32 protein-coding genes are annotated in these 17,629 nt (G+C 45.5%); 4 read left to right on the top strand and 28 right to left on the bottom strand.

The window, feature by feature from the left end:
- Window positions 1–4: 4 nt before the first annotated feature.
- The 21 genes from rpmD to I2B62_RS15515 form a co-directional block, all read right to left on the bottom strand.
- The gene (gene rpmD / locus I2B62_RS15615; protein ID WP_013382268.1) at window positions 5–187 is read right to left on the bottom strand and encodes a 50S ribosomal protein L30; all 183 of its coding nucleotides are present in this window, start codon (window positions 185–187) and stop codon (window positions 5–7) included.
- A 12-nt stretch (window positions 188–199) separates the two neighbouring features.
- Entirely contained in the window at window positions 200–706 is a 507-nt protein-coding gene (gene rpsE, locus I2B62_RS15610; protein ID WP_038354266.1) for a 30S ribosomal protein S5, read from the bottom strand.
- A 17-nt stretch (window positions 707–723) separates the two neighbouring features.
- Window positions 724–1,092: a 50S ribosomal protein L18 gene (gene rplR, locus I2B62_RS15605; protein WP_195269983.1), complete on the bottom strand. Its 369-nt coding sequence runs from the start codon at window positions 1,090–1,092 to the stop codon at window positions 724–726.
- 46 nt (window positions 1,093–1,138) lie between these two features.
- On the bottom strand, window positions 1,139–1,672 hold the full coding sequence (gene rplF / locus I2B62_RS15600; protein WP_195269982.1) for a 50S ribosomal protein L6: 534 nt from the start codon (window positions 1,670–1,672) through the stop codon (window positions 1,139–1,141).
- Window positions 1,673–1,696: 24 nt separating this feature from the next.
- Window positions 1,697–2,095 carry a 30S ribosomal protein S8 gene (gene rpsH / locus I2B62_RS15595; protein WP_013382272.1) on the bottom strand — a complete coding sequence of 133 codons (399 nt, stop codon included), beginning with the start codon at window positions 2,093–2,095 and terminating at the stop codon, window positions 1,697–1,699.
- Window positions 2,096–2,130: 35 nt separating this feature from the next.
- Entirely contained in the window at window positions 2,131–2,316 is a 186-nt protein-coding gene (locus I2B62_RS15590; protein ID WP_013382273.1) for a type Z 30S ribosomal protein S14, read from the bottom strand.
- 14 nt (window positions 2,317–2,330) lie between these two features.
- Window positions 2,331–2,870: a 50S ribosomal protein L5 gene (gene rplE, locus I2B62_RS15585; protein WP_013382274.1), complete on the bottom strand. Its 540-nt coding sequence runs from the start codon at window positions 2,868–2,870 to the stop codon at window positions 2,331–2,333.
- A 20-nt stretch (window positions 2,871–2,890) separates the two neighbouring features.
- Window positions 2,891–3,217, bottom strand: coding sequence for a 50S ribosomal protein L24 (gene rplX, locus I2B62_RS15580; RefSeq protein WP_013382275.1), 327 nt, complete (start codon window positions 3,215–3,217; stop codon window positions 2,891–2,893).
- A 15-nt stretch (window positions 3,218–3,232) separates the two neighbouring features.
- The gene (gene rplN, locus I2B62_RS15575; RefSeq protein WP_195269981.1) at window positions 3,233–3,601 is read right to left on the bottom strand and encodes a 50S ribosomal protein L14; all 369 of its coding nucleotides are present in this window, start codon (window positions 3,599–3,601) and stop codon (window positions 3,233–3,235) included.
- A gap of 29 nt (window positions 3,602–3,630) precedes the next feature.
- The gene (rpsQ, locus tag I2B62_RS15570; RefSeq protein ID WP_013382277.1) at window positions 3,631–3,885 is read right to left on the bottom strand and encodes a 30S ribosomal protein S17; all 255 of its coding nucleotides are present in this window, start codon (window positions 3,883–3,885) and stop codon (window positions 3,631–3,633) included.
- A gap of 18 nt (window positions 3,886–3,903) precedes the next feature.
- A complete protein-coding gene (gene rpmC / locus I2B62_RS15565; protein WP_195269980.1) occupies window positions 3,904–4,107 on the bottom strand; it encodes a 50S ribosomal protein L29 in 204 nt (67 codons plus the stop codon).
- Between the two features lie 2 nt (window positions 4,108–4,109).
- Window positions 4,110–4,538 carry a 50S ribosomal protein L16 gene (gene rplP, locus I2B62_RS15560; protein ID WP_013382279.1) on the bottom strand — a complete coding sequence of 143 codons (429 nt, stop codon included), beginning with the start codon at window positions 4,536–4,538 and terminating at the stop codon, window positions 4,110–4,112.
- Between the two features lie 18 nt (window positions 4,539–4,556).
- A complete protein-coding gene (gene rpsC / locus I2B62_RS15555) occupies window positions 4,557–5,279 on the bottom strand; it encodes a 30S ribosomal protein S3 (RefSeq protein ID WP_195269979.1) in 723 nt (240 codons plus the stop codon).
- 12 nt (window positions 5,280–5,291) lie between these two features.
- Window positions 5,292–5,636: a 50S ribosomal protein L22 gene (gene rplV, locus I2B62_RS15550; protein ID WP_013382281.1), complete on the bottom strand. Its 345-nt coding sequence runs from the start codon at window positions 5,634–5,636 to the stop codon at window positions 5,292–5,294.
- Between the two features lie 18 nt (window positions 5,637–5,654).
- Complete coding sequence (rpsS, locus tag I2B62_RS15545; RefSeq protein WP_013382282.1) at window positions 5,655–5,933, bottom strand: 30S ribosomal protein S19; 279 nt, start codon at window positions 5,931–5,933, stop codon at window positions 5,655–5,657.
- A 17-nt stretch (window positions 5,934–5,950) separates the two neighbouring features.
- Complete coding sequence (rplB, locus tag I2B62_RS15540; protein WP_195269978.1) at window positions 5,951–6,784, bottom strand: 50S ribosomal protein L2; 834 nt, start codon at window positions 6,782–6,784, stop codon at window positions 5,951–5,953.
- A 46-nt stretch (window positions 6,785–6,830) separates the two neighbouring features.
- Window positions 6,831–7,121, bottom strand: a complete 291-nt coding sequence (rplW, locus tag I2B62_RS15535) for a 50S ribosomal protein L23 (RefSeq protein WP_013382284.1) — start codon at window positions 7,119–7,121, stop codon at window positions 6,831–6,833.
- The gene (gene rplD / locus I2B62_RS15530) at window positions 7,121–7,741 is read right to left on the bottom strand and encodes a 50S ribosomal protein L4 (RefSeq protein WP_195269977.1); all 621 of its coding nucleotides are present in this window, start codon (window positions 7,739–7,741) and stop codon (window positions 7,121–7,123) included. Before rplD ends, rplW begins: the two co-directional genes overlap by 1 nt.
- Window positions 7,742–7,770: 29 nt before the next feature.
- Entirely contained in the window at window positions 7,771–8,400 is a 630-nt protein-coding gene (gene rplC, locus I2B62_RS15525) for a 50S ribosomal protein L3 (RefSeq protein ID WP_195269976.1), read from the bottom strand.
- A 63-nt stretch (window positions 8,401–8,463) separates the two neighbouring features.
- Window positions 8,464–8,772: a 30S ribosomal protein S10 gene (rpsJ, locus tag I2B62_RS15520; protein ID WP_013382287.1), complete on the bottom strand. Its 309-nt coding sequence runs from the start codon at window positions 8,770–8,772 to the stop codon at window positions 8,464–8,466.
- 322 nt (window positions 8,773–9,094) lie between these two features.
- Window positions 9,095–9,379, bottom strand: a complete 285-nt coding sequence (locus I2B62_RS15515; protein ID WP_195269975.1) for a hypothetical protein — start codon at window positions 9,377–9,379, stop codon at window positions 9,095–9,097.
- A gap of 920 nt (window positions 9,380–10,299) precedes the next feature.
- Here I2B62_RS15515 and I2B62_RS15510 point away from each other — a divergent pair.
- Window positions 10,300–10,755: a GNAT family N-acetyltransferase gene (locus I2B62_RS15510; RefSeq protein WP_195269974.1), complete on the top strand. Its 456-nt coding sequence runs from the start codon at window positions 10,300–10,302 to the stop codon at window positions 10,753–10,755.
- A gap of 93 nt (window positions 10,756–10,848) precedes the next feature.
- On the opposite strand, the gene tuf is transcribed toward I2B62_RS15510, so the two are convergent.
- The gene (gene tuf, locus I2B62_RS15505; RefSeq protein WP_013382292.1) at window positions 10,849–12,042 is read right to left on the bottom strand and encodes an elongation factor Tu; all 1,194 of its coding nucleotides are present in this window, start codon (window positions 12,040–12,042) and stop codon (window positions 10,849–10,851) included.
- 210 nt (window positions 12,043–12,252) lie between these two features.
- Complete coding sequence (locus tag I2B62_RS15500) at window positions 12,253–12,453, bottom strand: cold-shock protein (protein WP_195269973.1); 201 nt, start codon at window positions 12,451–12,453, stop codon at window positions 12,253–12,255.
- Between the two features lie 809 nt (window positions 12,454–13,262).
- On the opposite strand from I2B62_RS15500, the gene I2B62_RS15495 reads away from it, so the two are divergent.
- A complete protein-coding gene (locus I2B62_RS15495) occupies window positions 13,263–14,033 on the top strand; it encodes a response regulator (RefSeq protein WP_195269972.1) in 771 nt (256 codons plus the stop codon).
- 37 nt (window positions 14,034–14,070) lie between these two features.
- Here I2B62_RS15495 and I2B62_RS15490 read toward each other — a convergent pair whose 3' ends face one another.
- Window positions 14,071–14,409 carry a helix-turn-helix transcriptional regulator gene (locus tag I2B62_RS15490; RefSeq protein WP_195269971.1) on the bottom strand — a complete coding sequence of 113 codons (339 nt, stop codon included), beginning with the start codon at window positions 14,407–14,409 and terminating at the stop codon, window positions 14,071–14,073.
- A gap of 236 nt (window positions 14,410–14,645) precedes the next feature.
- Here I2B62_RS15490 and I2B62_RS15485 point away from each other — a divergent pair, with 236 nt between their 5' ends.
- Window positions 14,646–15,023: a hypothetical protein gene (locus tag I2B62_RS15485; protein ID WP_195269970.1), complete on the top strand. Its 378-nt coding sequence runs from the start codon at window positions 14,646–14,648 to the stop codon at window positions 15,021–15,023.
- On the top strand, window positions 15,016–15,318 hold the full coding sequence (locus tag I2B62_RS15480; RefSeq protein ID WP_195269969.1) for a hypothetical protein: 303 nt from the start codon (window positions 15,016–15,018) through the stop codon (window positions 15,316–15,318). The genes I2B62_RS15485 and I2B62_RS15480 overlap by 8 nt, the downstream gene beginning before the upstream one ends.
- A gap of 121 nt (window positions 15,319–15,439) precedes the next feature.
- On the opposite strand, the gene I2B62_RS15475 is transcribed toward I2B62_RS15480, so the two are convergent.
- Genes I2B62_RS15475 through I2B62_RS15460 form a run of 4 tightly spaced genes read right to left on the bottom strand, consistent with a single transcriptional unit; the run spans window position 15,440 to window position 17,578 of the window.
- Window positions 15,440–16,201, bottom strand: coding sequence for a DNA adenine methylase (locus I2B62_RS15475; protein WP_195269968.1), 762 nt, complete (start codon window positions 16,199–16,201; stop codon window positions 15,440–15,442).
- A 54-nt stretch (window positions 16,202–16,255) separates the two neighbouring features.
- A complete protein-coding gene (locus I2B62_RS15470) occupies window positions 16,256–16,876 on the bottom strand; it encodes a D-Ala-D-Ala carboxypeptidase family metallohydrolase (RefSeq protein WP_195269967.1) in 621 nt (206 codons plus the stop codon).
- A gap of 2 nt (window positions 16,877–16,878) precedes the next feature.
- Window positions 16,879–17,193, bottom strand: coding sequence for a phage holin (locus I2B62_RS15465; RefSeq protein ID WP_195269966.1), 315 nt, complete (start codon window positions 17,191–17,193; stop codon window positions 16,879–16,881).
- A gap of 13 nt (window positions 17,194–17,206) precedes the next feature.
- Entirely contained in the window at window positions 17,207–17,578 is a 372-nt protein-coding gene (locus I2B62_RS15460; protein ID WP_195269965.1) for a hypothetical protein, read from the bottom strand.
- Window positions 17,579–17,629: the final 51 nt, after the last annotated feature.

Here is a 17,629-nt window from a genome sequence, read left to right as displayed (position 1 = left end):
CCTCCTATACTTCTTCAACGTCGAGCATGAAATCCGTCTTGTGGATCATGCCGCGAATCTGAGGGGTGTCATCATGAACAACGGTCTGTCCGATTTTCTTAAGACCCAGGGCTTCAATCGTCTTACGCTGTCTCTGATTGCGACCGATGATGCTTTTCTTAAGTGTGATTTTTAATTGTTTCGCCACGATGAACGCCTCCTAACCTAAAATTTCTTCAGGTGTTTTGCCGCGTTTGGCTGCTACTTCTTCGAGAGTGGTTAAACGTGCTAACCCTTCCATTGTAGCGTTGACCATATTGCGGGCATTATTAGTTCCTAAAGATTTCGTTCTGATATCTTTAATTCCGGCCAATTCGCATACAGCACGAACAGCGCCGCCGGCGATAACACCGGTACCAGGTCCGGCAGGTTTTAAGAGCACTTTGCCGGCGCCGTCTTCGCCCTGTACTAAATGCGGAATGGTTGTTCCAACAAGTGGTACTTTGATTAATGATTTTTTGGCGGATTCGATGCCCTTGCGGATCGCGTCAGGAATTTCCATTGCTTTCCCTTTGCCGACACCCACATAGCCGTTTCCGTCTCCAACAATCACTAAACAACTGAATCTAAAGTTACGACCACCTTTTACAACCTTGGTTACACGGTTGATGGTAACAACTCTTTCCTGTAAATCCAATGTGTTCGGATCAATTTTATTACTCTGCATCAAGCGACCTCCTTTACTTAGAATTTTAATCCGGCTTCACGCGCGCCGTCTGCTAATTCTTTTACTCTTCCAGTGTAGATATAACCGCCACGGTCAAATACGACATCTTCAATGCCCGCTGCCAGTGCTTTTTTGGCAATGGCTTCGCCGACCATCTTTGCAGCGGCTTTTCCGCCACCTTTTTCGATCTGGTCTCTCAGATCTTTGTCAAGGGTGGAAGCAGAAACCAAGGTGACACCTTTGGCATCATCAATGATCTGTGCGTACATATTTTTATTGCTTCTGAATACGTTCAGGCGAGGTCTTTCATTTGTTCCGGAGATTTTTTTACGGACTCTTAAATGTTTTCTCAAACGTAATTCGTTTTTATTGATTTTTTTAATCATTCAGATTCACTCCTTTTTCTTACCTGTTGGGCATAGCCGTTAATGATTAACCAGTTTTACCAACTTTACGACGGATATGTTCGTCCGCGTACTTAACACCATGTCCCTTGTAAGGTTCAGGCAATCTCTTCGCACGGATATTGGCAGCGTGTGCGCCAACGGCTTCCTTGCTGATGCCTTTGACAATTACTTTCGTCTGTCCATCACAAACGGTTTCGACGCCTTCGGGATCTTCCATTTCGACAGGATGAGAATAACCGAGGTTCATCACCAGTTTGTTGCCTTTCTTTTCAGCTCTGTAACCAACACCACTGATTTCAAGGACTTTTTCAAATCCATTGCTGACGCCGGTTACCATGTTGGCGATCAACGCACGGGTTAAACCGTGTAAGGACTTGTGTTCTTTACTTTCAGTTGGTCTTTTAACGATCACTTCGTTCTCTTCAATTTCGATAATCATATCCGGATGGAACTCTCTAACCAGTTGACCTTTAGGCCCTTTTACAGTTAAGGTATGTCCATCTAATTTGATTTCGACACCAGCGGGAATGGCAACTGGAGCTTTACCGATTCTTGACATTTTCGTATACCTCCTGTTAATTTGTTACCAGACGTAACAGATTACTTCGCCGCCTACGCCGGCTCTTCTAGCTTCTTTATCGGTTAAAACGCCCTTAGATGTAGAGATAATCGCTACACCCAGTCCGTTTAATACTTTTGGGATTTCATTGTTCCCAGCATAAACACGCAGGCCCGGTTTAGAGATTCTCTTTAAACCCGCAATAACCTTGCTCTTGTTTTCGCCGTATTTAAGTGTGATTTTGATAATGCCCTGTTTGTCATCATCAATGAAATCTACTTTATTGATATAACCTTCTTCCAAAAGAATTTCAGCGATCGCTTTCTTTTCTTTGGAAGCCGGCATTTCTACAGTTTTGTGACCTGCATTGTTTGCATTTCTGATTCTTGTCAGCATATCTGCAATTGGATCAGTCATTGTCATGCTTAGTGCCTCCTTTTCGTTTGTGTAAGCCGTACTTACCAGCTGGCTTTACGAACACCAGGAATTTCTCCCTTATAAGCCAATTCTCTAAAACAAATTCTGCAGATACCAAACTTTCTTAAGTAAGCATGTGGTCTCCCGCAAATCCGACAACGGTTGTATTCACGTGACGAATATTTTTGTTTTTTCTGCTGTTTTTCTTTCATTGCTTTTTTAGCCATTGTAACGAGCCTCCTTATTTAGCATACGGTAAGCCGAGTAAGCTGAGCAGTTCGTGCGCTTCCTCGTCGGTTTTAGCCGTGGTTACGAACATAATGTCCATCCCTCTGATCTGTTCTACCTTATCGTAGTCAATTTCAGGGAAGATTAACTGTTCCTTGATACCGAATGCGTAGTTGCCTCTGCCGTCAAAAGACTTGTTGGATAAACCTCTGAAGTCTCTTACGCGTGGGAGAGCGATGTTAAACAGCTTGTCGCAGAATTCATACATTCTGTCGCTTCTTAAGGTCACTTTAGCACCGACATTCTGTCCTTCTCTTACCTTAAAGTTTGCAACTGATTTTTTAGCCTTGGTAACGACCGGCCGCTGACCGGCGATGATGCCTAAGTCAATAACCGCAGCTTCCAGAGCCTTTGAATTATCTTTGCAGTCCCCTAAACCCATGTTGATTACAACCTTTTCCAGTTTAGGAACTTCCATTACATTTTTATACTGAAATTTCTCTTTTAAAGCCGGTACGACTTCGTTGAGATACTTATCTTGCATTCTTGCCATAATGTGCCTCCTTCCCCAGATTAGTTATCGAGAACCTGTCCGCATTTCTTGCAGACTCTTACTTTTTTACCATCTTCTGTGATCTGAACGCCGGTGCGCACGCCGCGGCCGCATTTGTCACAGTTTAACAATACGTTAGAAGCGTCGATTTTGCCTTCTTCACGGATAATGCCACCCTGCTGCATTGCCTGGGATGGTTTTTTATGCTTGGTCAGAATGTTGACACCTTCGACACGAACTTTTCCTTCGTCAGGGAAAGCGGCTAAAACCTTACCGGTTTTGCCTTTATCTTTACCAGAAATTACCTGGACAATATCATCTTTTTTTACATGCATCTTGTTAGCCATATGGTCACCTCCTAATTAAAGTACTTCAGGAGCCAAAGATACAATTTTCATATACTTCTTGTCTCTTAACTCTCTCGCAACAGGTCCGAAGATACGGGTGCCTCTTGGATTTTTATCATCTTTTATCAAAACAGCTGCGTTCTGGTCAAATTTGATATAGCTTCCGTCATCACGGCGTACACCGCGCTTTGAGCGAACAACAACCGCTTTTACAACGTCACCTTTTTTAACGTCTCCGCCAGGAGCTGCGCTTTTTACAGAGCAGACAATCACGTCGCCAATGTTGGCATAACGTCTTCCTGAACCACCGAGAACTCGGATGCATAACAATTCCTTTGCACCGGTATTATCAGCAACTTTCAATCTACTTTCTTGTTGAATCATCCGAAATACCTCCTTCCGGGCACTATATCTTATAATGCCTTTTCTACTATTTCAACTAATCTCCAGCGTTTATCTTTACTAAGTGGTCTTGTTTCCATGATTTTAACGGTATCGCCAATGCCACATTCGTTATTTTCATCATGCGCCTTAAACTTAACTGTATTCTTAACTCTTTTCTTGTAAAGAGGATGTTTTACAAAAGTTTCTACTGCAACAACAATGGTTTTGTCCATTTTGTCACTGACTACGCGACCAACTCGGGTTTTTCTATCATTACGTTCCATCAGCTAAACCTCCAGTTTTTACGCTTCAGCCGATTTTGCGGAGCGTTCCTGCATAATCGTCTTGATACGTGCGTATGTTTTCTTTACTTCTTTAATCCGCATCGGGTTTTCCAATTGTCCGGTAGCGTGCTGGAAACGCAGGTTGAATAATTCTTCCTTTAAATCTCCAAGCTTGCCTTCTAATTCTACGTTTGTTAATTCTCTTAATTCATTTGCTTTCATATTTATTCACCCACTTCTTCCTGTGCTGCACGAGTGATAAACTTGGTTTTGATCGGCAGCTTGTGCTGAGCAAGACGCATCGCTTCTCGCGCGACATCTTCAGGAATACCTGAGATTTCGAATAATACGCGGCCTGGTTTAACAACGGCCACCCAGTATTCTGGAGCCCCTTTACCGGAACCCATACGCGTTTCGGCTGGTTTGGCAGTAACCGGCTTGTCCGGGAAAATCTTGATCCAAACCTTACCACCTCTTTTAATATATCTGGTCATGGCAACACGGGCAGCTTCAATCTGATTGGCTGTGATCCATGCTGGTTCTAAGGCCTGAATCGCGTAATCACCATAGGTGATCTTGTTACCGCGGGTAGCCTGGCCTTTCATACGACCTCTATGTACTCTTCTACGTTTAACACGTTTCGGCATTAACATATTGTATGTCCTCCTCTCTTAGTTTGCTTCTTTTCTGGGAGCTTTACGACGGTTATTGTTTCTTTTGCCTCTGGAATCTTCTTCCTCGCTGACGGCTAAGATGTTTTCACGTCCTGTTAAGATTTCACCTTTGTTGACCCAGACCTTGATCCCGATTTTACCATAAGTGGTGTCGGCTTCGGCGAAACCGTAATCGATGTTCGCACGTAAGGTCTGCATCGGTACATTCCCCTGGGCGTAGCCTTCTGTACGGGCCATTTCAGCACCGTTCAGGCGGCCGGCAACCATGGTTTTGATGCCCTTAGCGCCTGCGCGCATGGTGCGCTGCATGCACTGCTTCATTGCACGACGGAAAGAAATTCTTCTTTCTAACTGGCCTGCAATGTTTTCAGCGATCAGCTGAGCATCCATATCAATGTTCTTAACTTCTACAATATTGATAAAGACTGTTTTGCCAGTCATTTTTTCAAGTTCTAATCTCAGCGCTTCAATACCTGCACCGCCCTTGCCGATGATCATGCCGGGTTTTGCGGTATGAATGTGGATTTTAATCTTGTTACCGAAACGTTCGATAACGATTTTGGAAATGCCCGCCTGGAATTGGCTGGCCTTGATGTATTTACGAATATCGTGATCTTCAATTAAGCAATCTGCAAAATCTCTGTCATTTGCATACCATTTTGCATTCCAGTCTTTAATCACGCCCACACGTAAGCCGTGTGCATTAACTTTTTGACCCAAACCTGATTCCTCCTATTCCTGTACTTCGTATTCTTTTAAAACAGCTGTGATGTGGGAAGTTCTCTTCTTAATTGGAAAAGCACGTCCCTGCGGGCCAGCTTTGTATCTCTTTAAGGTTGGTCCCTGATCCGCGTAGATCTGATCGATATACAGTTTTTCAGGATCCATGTTATGGTTATTTTCCGCGTTTGCTAAGGCAGATTTTACGACTTTTTCAGTGATTTTTGCGGCTTTGTTCGGTGTTAAAGCCAAAATACTTAAGGCTTCTCCGAGGCTTTTACCTCTGATCAAATCAGCCACTAATTTAGCCTTTCTGGATGAAACACGTACATATTTAGCTGTAGCTCTTGCTTCCACTTTGCACCCTCCTTTTGGCTATTTCATTTTTGTTTTCTTTTCGCCGGCATGGCCCCTGTAGGTTCTTGTGGGCGCAAACTCGCCGAGTTTGTGACCAACCATGTCTTCAGTGACATATACAGGCACATGCTTTCTACCGTCATGAACAGCGATGGTGTGTCCAACCATCTGTGGGAATAAAGTGGAGCTTCTTGACCAGGTCTTCAGCACGTTCTTTTCGCCTTTTTCGTTCATTTCTTCGATTCTTTTAAGCAGCTTTTCGCTGACGTAAGGTCCTTTTTTTACAGATCGACTCATATTTTAACCTCCTATGCTTATTTCACGTTACGACGACGTACGATATATTTATCGGAAGGTTTATTCTTCTTACGTGTCTTATAACCAAGTGCCGGTTTACCCCAAGGCGTAACTGGGCCAGAGCGGCCAACCGGAGCGCGGCCTTCACCACCACCGTGTGGATGGTCATTCGGGTTCATAACCGAACCGCGGACGGTCGGGCGGATACCCATGTGGCGTTTACGGCCCGCTTTACCAATACGGACATTCTGGTGGTCTAAGTTACCAACCGTACCGACTGTGGCGCGGCATTCCAGACGAACCTGGCGCATTTCACCAGATGGCAGACGCAGGGTCGCGTAGTTGCCTTCCTTTGCCATCAGCTGGGCAGAAGCGCCGGCAGAACGGACCATCTGGCCGCCCTTGCCCGCTTTTAATTCGATGTTGTGCACCAGGGTACCAACAGGGATATTTTTCAGCGGCAGACAGTTGCCAATGGTGATTTCCGCTTCAGGACCGGAAACAATGGTGTCGCCAACCTTTAATTTTAAAGGCGCGATGATGTAACGTTTTTCCCCATCTGCATAGTGGATTAACGCGATGTTGGAGCTGCGGTTCGGATCGTATTCGATACCGGCAACCTTGCCCGGTACACCGTCTTTGTTTCGCTTGAAGTCAATGATTCTGTATTTTCTCTTGGCGCCGCCACCCTGGTGTCTTACGGTGATACGACCGTAATTGTTACGACCAGCTTTGGATTTCAAAGGCGTCAACAAGGATTTTTCTGGTTCTTTTTTGGTTACTTCGTCAAATGTATTGACGCTCATATTTCTGCGTCCAGGGGACGTCGGTTTGTATTTTTTAATACCCATTATTCGCAAACCTCCTGTAGTGTTAAATGCTTATCGGGTCTTAGGCTTATACGCCTTCGAAGAATTCAATGGCCTTGCTGTCTTCCGTCAGTTTAACGATGGCTTTTTTCCAGTTTTTTCTTCTGCCTTCGAAACGGCCCATTCTCTTCATCTTACCGTTCATGTTCATGGTCGCAACTTTTTCGACCTTCACATCGAAGATTTCTTCAACGGCATTCTTGATTTCGATTTTGTTCGCATTTTTAGCGACTTCGAAAGTATATCGGTTGAATTCACTATCATCCATGCTCTTTTCAGTGATCAGTGGACGGATGATAATATCGCGAGGATTCTTCATTATGCGTATACCTCCTCAATTTTTTCTAAAGCGTCCTTGGTCATGACCAGAACGTCGTATTTTAACATATCATAAACATTCAGCTCGCTGACCGTCGCGGTCGCAACCTTCTGAATGTTGTTGGCGCTGCGGACAACCGCATCGTCTTTTTCCACGGTAACGATCAGAGCCTTCGGCGCGTTGATCGCGCTTAAGATGCCGACCATTTCCTTGGTCTTCGGTGCATCCATTGTCAGCTGATCCAAAACGCGGAGTTCGTTGTCCTGAGCCTTCGCTGAGAAAACAGAACGCATGGCCAGGTTACGAACCTTCTTGTTAACCTTCTTGCTGTAATCTCTGGATTTCGGAGCGAAGATCACGCCGCCGCCAACCCATAATGGAGAACGGCTTGTGCCGGCACGTGCGCGGCCCGTTCCTTTTTGTCTCCAGGGCTTTCTGCCGCCGCCTCTGACCTCGGAACGGGTTAAGGTGCCTTTAGTGCCCTGACGTTTATTTGCAAGCAGTGCTACGACCACTTCATGTACAACCGGTTCGTTGGGTTCGATCCCGAAAACTCTTTCGCTGAGTTCCACGTCACCAACGACATTTCCTTTTACATCTAAGATGTCCATTTTTGGCATTTGAATTCCTCCTTTCAAGCTAAGATATTCTATGCTTTAACGCTGCTTTTGATGGAAACCAGTGCGCCTCTAGGACCGGGAACAGCCCCCTTAATGAGCAGAATATTGTCTTCAGCAGAAACCTGGACAACTTCCAGATTTAAAGCCGTAACATTCTTGTTCCCCATCTGACCTGGTAACTTCTTACCCTTCATAACACGAGCCGGGTAAGCGGAAGCACCCATGGAGCCTGGGCTTCTGTGGTACTTGGAGCCGTGGGCCATTGGTCCTCTGGACTGGCCGTGACGCTTGATAACGCCCTGGAAACCCTTACCTTTGGATTTACCGGAGATATCAACCTTGTCGCCAGCTTCAAACAAGTCGGCCTTGATGACCTGTCCTGTTTCAAAAGCATCGTAATCGTCTAATTTAAATTCACGGATGACTTTTTTGTATTCAACACCGTGTTTGTCATAATGACCTTTTAAAGGTTTGGTTACTCTTTTTTCCTTCACATCGCCGTAAGCGAGCTGAATGGCTTCGTAACCGTCAACGTCCATATTTTTCTTCTGGACAACAACACATGGACCCGCTTCCACAACCGTTACCGGGATTACGGTCCCGTTTTCTGTGAAAATCTGAGTCATACCAATTTTTTTGCCGATAATTGCTTTTTTCAATTTTTTCCTCCTATATCATTGGATCGCGGCGCGATCATAATATTGTGTGTGGTTGACTAAAAATTATAATTTAATTTCGATATCAACGCCTGCTGGCAGGTTTAAACGCATTAAAGCGTCTACTGTCTTCGGTGTCGGATTTAAGATGTCGATCAGGCGCTTATGTGTGCGCATTTCGAACTGTTCTCTGGAATCCTTGTACTTGTGAACCGCTCTTAAAATCGTGATGATTTCTTTATCCGTCGGAAGCGGAATAGGGCCAGAAACACTCGCACCTGTTCTCTTCGCCGTTTCAACGATTTTTTCAGCTGATTGATCGAGTAACTGATGATCAAAAGCCTTGAGTCTGATTCTAATTTTTTGTTTTGCCATACCTAAATTTACCTCCTTGTATGTTTTTTGCAATAGCATTTAGGTACGTCAACCGCCTTGTCAACTCTGCCGGGTGTTTCATTCTAAAACTTTTAAAAAAAAGCGGCCTGAAACAGCCGGTTTCAAGGGGTTGTCGTCCGATTCTGTGATCGTGACATACTCCATGGGAATTACCTGAATTAGTAACAGCAACTTCCCATCTCATCGCAGATAGTCAACCTTGTCTATTATACATGCCCGAACGCTCCGTTGCAAGCTTTTTGCAGAAATAAACATATTTTTTTAAAGACTTTATGAAAAGACGTTTACAATTAAGAAAGCCTTAAGGAATGATACTTTCCCACAGTAACGCACCCCTGGCTTCAGCGTCCCAGAAACACATAACGCCTTTTTCAGAAAGGCCCGCCTGCGTTATGAAAAACCGCTGGAAGCCGCATGAACACAGGCTTTGAGCACACCAAAAAGTCATAACACACATAAAGCGCAGAACCGGGGGCATTTTAGCAAACGGAAAATGAAGGATGGAAAATTTCACGACCAAAGAAACACGAGAGACGAAGTCTTTTACCTGAGGAAGCAAAAAGCGGCCTGCGGGCACTGCACGCACAACGCTATCTTCCTCATTAAAGTCGACGCTTTATCTCACAGGTGTCCGGCTGCGTGGATCAGCTGTGTTCCCTAACGCGTCCGGGTCCCTTTTCGGTTGCTGCCGCTTCGCAGCAGCACTGAGAGCGCCGGTCGCCCTTGCTCCCGGCTTGCACCTGGCCCTTTTTCCTTATCTGGATAAAAGGCGTAGTCTCGGGCCCCGTCACACCGTGTCAAAACCTCAAGAGACGAAGCCTTTTACCTAAGGAAGCAAAAAGCGGCCTACGGGCACTGCACGCACAACGCTATCTTCTTCATTAAAGTTGACGCTTTATCTCACAGGTGTCCGGCTGCTCCGATAAGGCGGCTCGATTTTCGGCCGTCCTCCAAAGCGCCTGGCCCTTTTTCCTTATCTGGATAAAAGGCGTAGTCTCGGACCCCGCCACACCGTGTCAAAACCTCAAGAGACGAAGCCTTTTACCTAAGGAAGCAAAAAGCGGCCTGCGGGCACTGCACGCACAACCGTATCTTCCTCATTAAGGTTGACGCTTTATCTCACAGGTGTCCGGCTGCTCCGATAAGGCGGCTCGATTTTCGGCCGTCCTCCAAAGCGCCTGGCCCTTTTTCCTTATCTGGATAAAAGGCGTAGTCTCGGGCTCCGCCACTTCCCTAACGCATCGGAAGTTCCTTTTCGGTTTACAACCTTTCAAATCATAATACGCCGGGTCCGCGCTTTCAACACCCGCCGCTCATTTCTCCGGCCAAAAACGCGGCGTATTGGCTGCGTTATGGGTGTTATGACTTTTTCGTGGGCTCAAGCCCCCTGTCCATGCGGGTTCCAGCCTTTTCTCATAACGCATGGGCCGCCTTTTGATTTTTGCGTTATGAACCGTCCGGGCGCTGTGGTATAATGAAAACACCTTATCATCAAAGGAGATCCCCATGTTTGCAAATTTAACCCTACGAAAAATCATCGCCTACGGCTCCGACGATTACGACCAGGCCCTTGCCCTGAGGGACAGGCTGCTGCGCAGGCCTCTGGGCCTGAGCCTGTACGACGAGGACCTGAGCGGCGAAAAAGACGATTACCACCTCGGCATTTTCAAGGGCCCGGCGCTGGCCGCAGTGCTGGTGCTCATCCCAAAGGACAGCGCCACCCTCCAGATGCGCCAGGTGGCCGTGGACACGGCCCTCCAGGGACAGCACCTCGGCGCGAAGCTCGTCGCCTTTGCCGAAAGCTTTGCCGCCACCCAGGGCTATACCCGCATGATCCTCAACGCCAGACAGACCGCCGAAGCCTTTTACCACAAGCAGGGGTACGCCACTGTGAGCGAACCCTTCATGGAGCTCGGAATCGGCCATGTGCGGATGGCGAAGGAACTGAGAATCGGGAACTAAGAATTTTCCATTAAAAAAGGATCCGGCTCGCAAAAGCCGGATCCTTTTAATTTTATTTTATGCTTATTATTTCCACGAAATTCGGACTCAGCGTCAGTCCGTGATAATCTTCGCAACGGCGCCGGAACCTACGGTACGGCCGCCTTCACGGATCGCGAAACGTAAACCTTCTTCGATCGCGATTGGGGTGATCAGGGTGATTTCCATTTCTACGTTATCCCCTGGCATTACCATTTCAACGCCTTCTGGCAGTTTGATATTACCGGTTACGTCGGTTGTTCTGAAGTAGAACTGTGGTCTGTAGCCATCGAAGAATGGGGTATGACGGCCGCCTTCTTCTTTGGTCAGTACGTAGACCTGGGCGGTGAAGTGGGTGTGTGGGTGGATGGAGCCTGGTTTTGCCAGTACCTGTCCACGTTCGATCATGGTACGGTCGATCCCACGTAACAGCGCGCCGATGTTGTCGCCGGAGCGGCCTTCATCTAACAGCTTACGGAACATTTCAATCCCGGTTACAACGGTTTTCTTGATTTCATGGATCCCTACGATTTCAACTTCGTCCCCAACGTGTACGATCCCACGTTCTACTCTACCGGTTGCAACGGTACCACGGCCGGTGATGGAGAACACGTCTTCCACTGGCATTAAGAAAGGTTTGTCGGTGTCACGTTCTGGTTCTGGGATGTAGGCATCCACTTCTTTCATCAGTTCGACGATCTTGTCGCCCCATTCGCCGTCTGGATCTTCCAGGGCTTTTAAAGCGGATCCGATAACGATTGGTGTGTCGTCTCCTGGGAATTCGTATTCGTCTAACAGTTCACGTACTTCCATTTCAACGAGTTCTAATAATTCTTCATCGTCGACCATGTCGGCTTTGTTTAAGAATACGATGATGTAAGGTACGCCGACCTGGCGGCTTAACAGGATGTGTTCACGGGTCTGCGGCATTGGGCCGTCGGCTGCGGATACTACTAAGATCGCGCCGTCCATCTGGGCTGCGCCGGTGATCATGTTTTTAACGTAGTCGGCATGGCCCGGGCAGTCAACATGTGCGTAGTGACGAGCGTCGGTTTCATATTCAACGTGGGCGGTTGAGATGGTGATTCCACGTTCTCTTTCTTCTGGTGCTTTATCGATGTTGTCGAAAGCTACAGCTTCACCGGTTCCGAAGCGTTTGTTTAAGACGGTGGTGATTGCAGCGGTTAATGTTGTTTTACCGTGGTCAACGTGACCGATGGTCCCAATGTTAACATGTGGTTTGGATCTTTCAAATTTTTCTTTAGCCATTTTGTTATCTCCTTAAAGATTATAAATTAATTTTAATAGATACGATTTGATGCGCGCCGTTTTTTCCATATTCCGGACGGCTTCACTCAGCATATTATACAATAGCATCCGGGGGGTTTCAAGCTTTTTTCTTCCAAAACTTAAATAAAATTGGGGATAAAAAAAATAAGCCGGAAGCATCCGGCTTAAAATTCATTTTATCGCGACAGTCTACGCTAAGCAGACGTTCTTTGCCTGTAAGCCGCGTGGGCCCTGTTCGGTATCAAAGGTTACTTTGTCGCCGTCATTTAAAGTCTTGAAGCCATCGCCAATGATTGAAGAGAAATGTACGAATACATCGTCGCCGTCTTCTCTTGAGATGAAACCAAAACCTTTATCGCCATTAAACCATTTAACTGTACCATTATTCATTGTGGTACCTCCTGAAAATTATATTATATTCGCAATCGTAAAATAAAAAAACACATATTTTTGCAAACCCTCTTGTCACCAAGCTTACATTGAACTTAAGTAGACAAAAACGACTTGCAAAAATATGTGAAATCAATTGATACTCTCTTAAATACATTCTTAGTATACCCTAGTCGGCGTCCTTTGTCAAATCACCTTAAGGAAAAACCCGTTTTCTTAAGAAACGAAGCCCCAGCCATCCGGCCAGGGCTTCGCAAAGAGAAAATTGGGAGAGTGAATGGTTCGTTAAAATAAGAGGTCTGTGTGTTCGTTATGATTATACCCGCTGGACCAGGGGTTTAAACACCGGCAGAAGGTCCGGCCCCGGTTTTTAAGGCCACCGCCTGAGCCGGGCCATCATGCCCCGGAGCAATAAAAAAACAGCTGCTTGCAGCTGTTCAAGTTCATTTGATGGAGCCCTTGTCCGGATTCGAACCGGAGACCCCCACCTTAGGAAAAGAGTGTTTATCAAAGTTTCAAGGTGCTCAGAAATGGCTTGTTTTCAAGGGTATATCCGTCACAAGTACATCTTACCTTACATATCATTATAAAATCTACAGGGCAAATCTCGGGCAAAAATATAAATAAATTTTTTATTATATATATTATATATATTGTATAGTAGAAGAAAGTTGATTTTTAAAGCGGATATATTCATCAACAAAACCTGTAAACAATATATATATAATAATGTAGATATTTTTTTATTTATTTTTTTTTATATCTCTATTATAATTGTATTAAAACAAAAATAACGAACGGAAGATTACATGTACTCTTATAAAATTGGTCTTTTAGATGACGATTTATTTCGTGCTTATCAATATTCAGAGAAACTACAATTGTATGGTTTTATACCAAAAGTTTTTAATTCAATCTCAGAATTGATTATTTATGTTAAATCTCATGAACTAGATGCTGTTGTGGTTGATATTCATATGAATGACACGGAACATCTTTTCAGCACTATTGAATCTCATGGAGGGTGGACTACCGGATTAGCTTTATTCCACAAATTGAGAGAAATTTCACCCGATCTAAAAATAGTAACTCTAACCAATTCTACTTTACCAGAAGTTGTGGAATGGTTCACCAGCGACAGCTCCGTTGATTACTTTTTTAAAGAAGATTACAATCCCTATAATTTTCCTAGCGCTCTATTCCAGTCATTAGAAAATTATTATTGTCTTTTTGATGATAGAAATGAATTAGATGAGAGGTATCATAAAATTCATGAAAATATGTTTACAATGCTCAATTTGTTGGAGTCTCCAAAATATGAAGAGACACTTCAACTACTTTGCGTCTCTATTGTCGATATGCAGCGTGAACTGAAAATAATCAAATCAAATGCTAGTTCCCTTACTACCGATACATTAATAAAAATTAATAATCTAGAGTGTTTATTAAACGAAACAAACAACTCCATTAAAGAAAATAAAAAAAGTAAAATTTCTCAGTCAGTAAATAATCTTTTTAACGCTACCGAGTTTATAGCTTCTTTTTGCACTATTTCTGAAATTATTATGAAACTATTTTAAAACTGAAAGCCAGCCGCCTGATTAAAGGCGGCTTTTTTTATTCTACCGGATCATGGCTGCGTAAGTACAATGTCAGGATTTCTTCTGCATATTTCCCCTTGTCGGCCGGGCAGCGTTCCAGAAGCTCCAGCAGCGATGCGTACTTTGTCCCCATGTATTCCTTTGGGCCGTAGAGAATGGCATCGGCAGACATTTTTAAAATGTCACAGAAGCGGTTCAGGCTTTTTAATGAGAAGCCTTTTGTCCCCAGCTCGATATCGGCTAAAAATGTGGGTGTGATCCCAATTTTACGGGCCAATTCGTCGCGGGACATGTTTAAAAAGGTTCTTTGTTTACGGATTCTTAGGCCGATGGCCTTGTGATCGAGTGGCTGCATGTTTCTTTCCCCTATCTATATTTTTCTGGAATCCGCTGTGGAAAGAGGACGGCGCGCTGCGTCCTCTTTTGGTTCCCCAGCTTCCAGAAAAACAAAAAATGCTGTGCAGGGTGACACCCATACACAGCATAAAACTTCTGCCTTTTTCCCGCGTTAATGCTCAAACACAATCACTTGTAATTTGTACATAAATAGCCTATAATAATCAGTATGCGGTACTTCCTCAGGGAGGTTGTGTGGTATGGTGGCTTGGACACCTGCTATGCAAGCCGGACAGTGTTGGCGCACTGTCTGGATGCCGCTTTTTTGTTTTTCCTGTTCTCTATTATATATCTTTACCATATTTTTTGCAATCATTAAAAGTATGGATTCAACCCCCCATTAATTTTACAATTTCTTTCTTTTCACAAGCGTGTCCTTTTGTCTCTCTTGACGAACATGCTTTCTTATTTTATAATAAAATAAACATTTATTCGATCATCAAGGAGGGAATGAACATGAAATTTTGGATTGACGGCCTGGACCGTGAAATGATTCGGACGATGAAAAACCGCCTCTTTCTTAAAAGATCATGGCGTTTTGCGCACTTTGACGGGGGTGGTTCTTTTGTATGAATGGTATGATTCTCCGCAAAGAGACCGGGAGGCCTATACAAAGCTGAAGGTTGATCGGTTTTACATTTCTGTCCTGGCGGCTTTCGATTTAAATGGAAAAGTAAGGCCGCTGCGCCTGAAGCTCCCGGACGAACGAAAATGCGACATCGACGAAATACTGGAAATCCACGAATCACCGGGCTTAAGGGCTGGCGCACTGGGTACCCGGTTTGTCTGCCGCATCGGTGAAAGTGAAAGGGTGATCAACCTGTTTTATGAAAATCCGCGCTGGTATATTGAAAGACCTGCGCCTTGAAAATGCTAACGCTCCTGAAATGCCCTTTGCCATGCGCATTAAGAGTGTTTAGGAAACGGCTCCCGTTCTGGGAGCTTTTTTATTACATGGGACAAGATCGTCTTTGACGGTCCTCTCACATCTAATAATTGGTGATGATTAATTCTTTATATTCCATTTCCTCGTCGGACTTATTGTATCTTTCCAGCAGCCCGTTTCGCCTGGACACCGGGTGCAGGTTGTAATCTTTATAAAGTGCCTCTACAAAGCTGTCCCGGTTGTAGCTTAAAATAAATTTTCCTTGGATCTTGTCCAGGCAGGCCTTCAGCCGCTTATGATCGGCTTCGGTGAATGCCACGGAATAATATTTTTCGGTACTGTGATAGGGCGGGTCCAGATAGAATAAAGCATTCTCGCGGTCATACGTTTTTAGGATGCGTTCAAAGTCCCGATTTTCGATCACCACTTTCCGAAGGCGTTCGGATATTTCTCCCAGGTAAGCGATTCCCCTATCGGGTGTCCGTTCTCTTCCGGAGTAATCTTTCAAATTTGCGCCGTAGCTATGCTTAATAAGAATATAAAACCGAGCGGCCCGCTGGATATCGGTCAGTCCCTCTGCCTCTAACTGGTTTTTGCAGATATTAAATTGTTCGTATGAGTTAAGGGTGTAGGCCAGCTCCTTCTGTAGGGCCTCGGGATGGTATTTAACAACGCGGTACAGGTTTACCAGCTCGCCGTTGGCATCGTTGTAGACCTCCATTTCTTTTCCGGGTTCCTTTCCGAACAGCACCCATCCGGCGCCGCCAAAGACTTCGATGTACCGCTCGTATTCTTTTGGAAACAGGGCGATAATCTGTTTTCTTAACAGGCGTTTCCCGCCGATCCACATTAAAAAGCTATTCATTTTTTTATTCTCCTTTCATTTGTGTGGGCCGCCCGAAGGCGGCCCGATGTTTTCTTAATAACCTGCTCCGGTATATTGCAGATGGACATAGCCATCGCCAACATAGCCCCAGGTAAAGCCGTTTCTTAATCCGATTTCTAACAGTTCCTCGTAGCTGCACGCGCCCATGGGGTTGCAGTCAAAGGCCCGTCCTGCCATGTGGCAGGATTCGGAGGAGCTTCCGGACAGGCTGGCGTTGTAGTCTGGGCAGCGCACCCCGGAGGTTACCTGGATGCCGGAGCCTAAATCCTGCCGGGTGGCTTCCAGGCAGTTTAAGGCCGTATGGTTAATCATTTCCGGGAAGTGCAGGCAGTTCCCGGAGTGGATGGCCGGATCGTCGTTATCGGACACGGCAATGCCGCAGCCCAGTTCTGCGCTGTTAAAATGCGGGGTGAGCTGTACACCGTTTGTAAGAACTTCGGCCATTTTGCGCTGGCAGTCCCAGCCCCAGACACCGTCGTCGACTGCCAGGCCGTATTCGGATTCAAAACGCCGGATCAGCTGGCGGCAGCAGCTGGCGCTGCCGGGTTCCCCTAAATCCCCGTCGTAGCCACAGGGGCCCAGGGCTTCCTCGCCGTAAAGCCATGCTAATGCCTGCTGAATGCTGATGTTACTGTATAATTCGATTGTTGCCATTTTTATTTTTCCTCCTTGTTGTTTTCTTCCTCTACAATTCCCAGAAGCTCGTTGAGCTTGTCTGTGGCCAGTTTCTTGATGGCCTTTTTTAAATTGTCGGCCGCCACGGCGGGTTCGGTGAAGCTGTTGTTTTTCCAGTAGCACACCGCCGTCGATAACAGCGTCAGCCCGGTACTTACAAACAGGTTGATCGCCTCGTTGTCGATCGGGATAAACGGATTCCCGGTCATGGCGCAGACCTGGTTAAACCACGTTAATACCAGCACAAACAGTCTGGCGATCGGGCCGGAATACTTGCTTAAATCTTCCCATTTCATTTTTGTTTCCTTTCTAAGCCTCCATGCGGCTTTTGGTTTTGTGGGCCTGCTCGGCCATAAAATCGTCGATGTGCTTGATCGCATCGTCGACATTGCCGTTACACTTCTTTCCGGAAACGGCTTCCAGACAGGCTTTCATGGCGGTTATAAGGATATAGTTTTCTTTTGTCCTTACCTGGATGTCCTCCTGCTGTTTCCGCTGCCAGCTCTCGGTTGCGGCGATTCTTTCTTCCATTGCTTCGATTTTTTTATCTTGTTCCTGGTCTGGCCGGATTATTTTTCTGTGGAACCACTGGTTTAACGGCTTATAGAAAAGCGCCACACACGCTATTATCGCAACGATCCACCCGGACCAGTCTGCCAGCAACTTTATAGACTCCTGCATGTTTTCCTCCTGTTCTATTTGCAGTAAAGACTTAACAGCTCACCTCCTTTT

Origin of the sequence: Eubacterium sp. 1001713B170207_170306_E7 (genome assembly GCF_015547515.1) — a bacterium.
GTDB lineage: Bacteria > Bacillota > Clostridia > Eubacteriales > Eubacteriaceae > Eubacterium.
Note: the sequence above shows the minus strand (reverse complement) of the source record. Positions and strands in the feature narration are given on the sequence as shown.

What these genes read in the sequence shown, in the direction of transcription:
- rpsE (WP_038354266.1), bottom strand. Translation starts at nt 706, where the DNA reads ATGCAGAGTAATAAAATTGATCCGAACACATTGGATTTACAGGAAAGA.
- rplR (WP_195269983.1), bottom strand. Translation starts at nt 1,092, where the DNA reads ATGATTAAAAAAATCAATAAAAACGAATTACGTTTGAGAAAACATTTA.
- rplF (WP_195269982.1), bottom strand. Translation starts at nt 1,672, where the DNA reads ATGTCAAGAATCGGTAAAGCTCCAGTTGCCATTCCCGCTGGTGTCGAA.
- rpsH (WP_013382272.1), bottom strand. Translation starts at nt 2,095, where the DNA reads ATGACAATGACTGATCCAATTGCAGATATGCTGACAAGAATCAGAAAT.
- I2B62_RS15590 (WP_013382273.1), bottom strand. Translation starts at nt 2,316, where the DNA reads ATGGCTAAAAAAGCAATGAAAGAAAAACAGCAGAAAAAACAAAAATAT.
- rplE (WP_013382274.1), bottom strand. Translation starts at nt 2,870, where the DNA reads ATGGCAAGAATGCAAGATAAGTATCTCAACGAAGTCGTACCGGCTTTA.
- rplX (WP_013382275.1), bottom strand. Translation starts at nt 3,217, where the DNA reads ATGGCTAACAAGATGCATGTAAAAAAAGATGATATTGTCCAGGTAATT.
- rplN (WP_195269981.1), bottom strand. Translation starts at nt 3,601, where the DNA reads ATGATTCAACAAGAAAGTAGATTGAAAGTTGCTGATAATACCGGTGCA.
- rpsQ (WP_013382277.1), bottom strand. Translation starts at nt 3,885, where the DNA reads ATGGAACGTAATGATAGAAAAACCCGAGTTGGTCGCGTAGTCAGTGAC.
- rpmC (WP_195269980.1), bottom strand. Translation starts at nt 4,107, where the DNA reads ATGAAAGCAAATGAATTAAGAGAATTAACAAACGTAGAATTAGAAGGC.
- rplP (WP_013382279.1), bottom strand. Translation starts at nt 4,538, where the DNA reads ATGTTAATGCCGAAACGTGTTAAACGTAGAAGAGTACATAGAGGTCGT.
- rpsS (WP_013382282.1), bottom strand. Translation starts at nt 5,933, where the DNA reads ATGAGTCGATCTGTAAAAAAAGGACCTTACGTCAGCGAAAAGCTGCTT.
- rplB (WP_195269978.1), bottom strand. Translation starts at nt 6,784, where the DNA reads ATGGGTATTAAAAAATACAAACCGACGTCCCCTGGACGCAGAAATATG.
- rplW (WP_013382284.1), bottom strand. Translation starts at nt 7,121, where the DNA reads ATGAAGAATCCTCGCGATATTATCATCCGTCCACTGATCACTGAAAAG.
- rplD (WP_195269977.1), bottom strand. Translation starts at nt 7,741, where the DNA reads ATGCCAAAAATGGACATCTTAGATGTAAAAGGAAATGTCGTTGGTGAC.
- rpsJ (WP_013382287.1), bottom strand. Translation starts at nt 8,772, where the DNA reads ATGGCAAAACAAAAAATTAGAATCAGACTCAAGGCTTTTGATCATCAG.
- I2B62_RS15510 (WP_195269974.1), top strand. Translation starts at nt 10,300, where the DNA reads ATGTTTGCAAATTTAACCCTACGAAAAATCATCGCCTACGGCTCCGAC.
- tuf (WP_013382292.1), bottom strand. Translation starts at nt 12,042, where the DNA reads ATGGCTAAAGAAAAATTTGAAAGATCCAAACCACATGTTAACATTGGG.
- I2B62_RS15500 (WP_195269973.1), bottom strand. Translation starts at nt 12,453, where the DNA reads ATGAATAATGGTACAGTTAAATGGTTTAATGGCGATAAAGGTTTTGGT.
- I2B62_RS15495 (WP_195269972.1), top strand. Translation starts at nt 13,263, where the DNA reads ATGTACTCTTATAAAATTGGTCTTTTAGATGACGATTTATTTCGTGCT.
- I2B62_RS15490 (WP_195269971.1), bottom strand. Translation starts at nt 14,409, where the DNA reads ATGCAGCCACTCGATCACAAGGCCATCGGCCTAAGAATCCGTAAACAA.
- I2B62_RS15475 (WP_195269968.1), bottom strand. Translation starts at nt 16,201, where the DNA reads ATGAATAGCTTTTTAATGTGGATCGGCGGGAAACGCCTGTTAAGAAAA.
- I2B62_RS15470 (WP_195269967.1), bottom strand. Translation starts at nt 16,876, where the DNA reads ATGGCAACAATCGAATTATACAGTAACATCAGCATTCAGCAGGCATTA.
- I2B62_RS15465 (WP_195269966.1), bottom strand. Translation starts at nt 17,193, where the DNA reads ATGAAATGGGAAGATTTAAGCAAGTATTCCGGCCCGATCGCCAGACTG.
- I2B62_RS15460 (WP_195269965.1), bottom strand. Translation starts at nt 17,578, where the DNA reads ATGCAGGAGTCTATAAAGTTGCTGGCAGACTGGTCCGGGTGGATCGTT.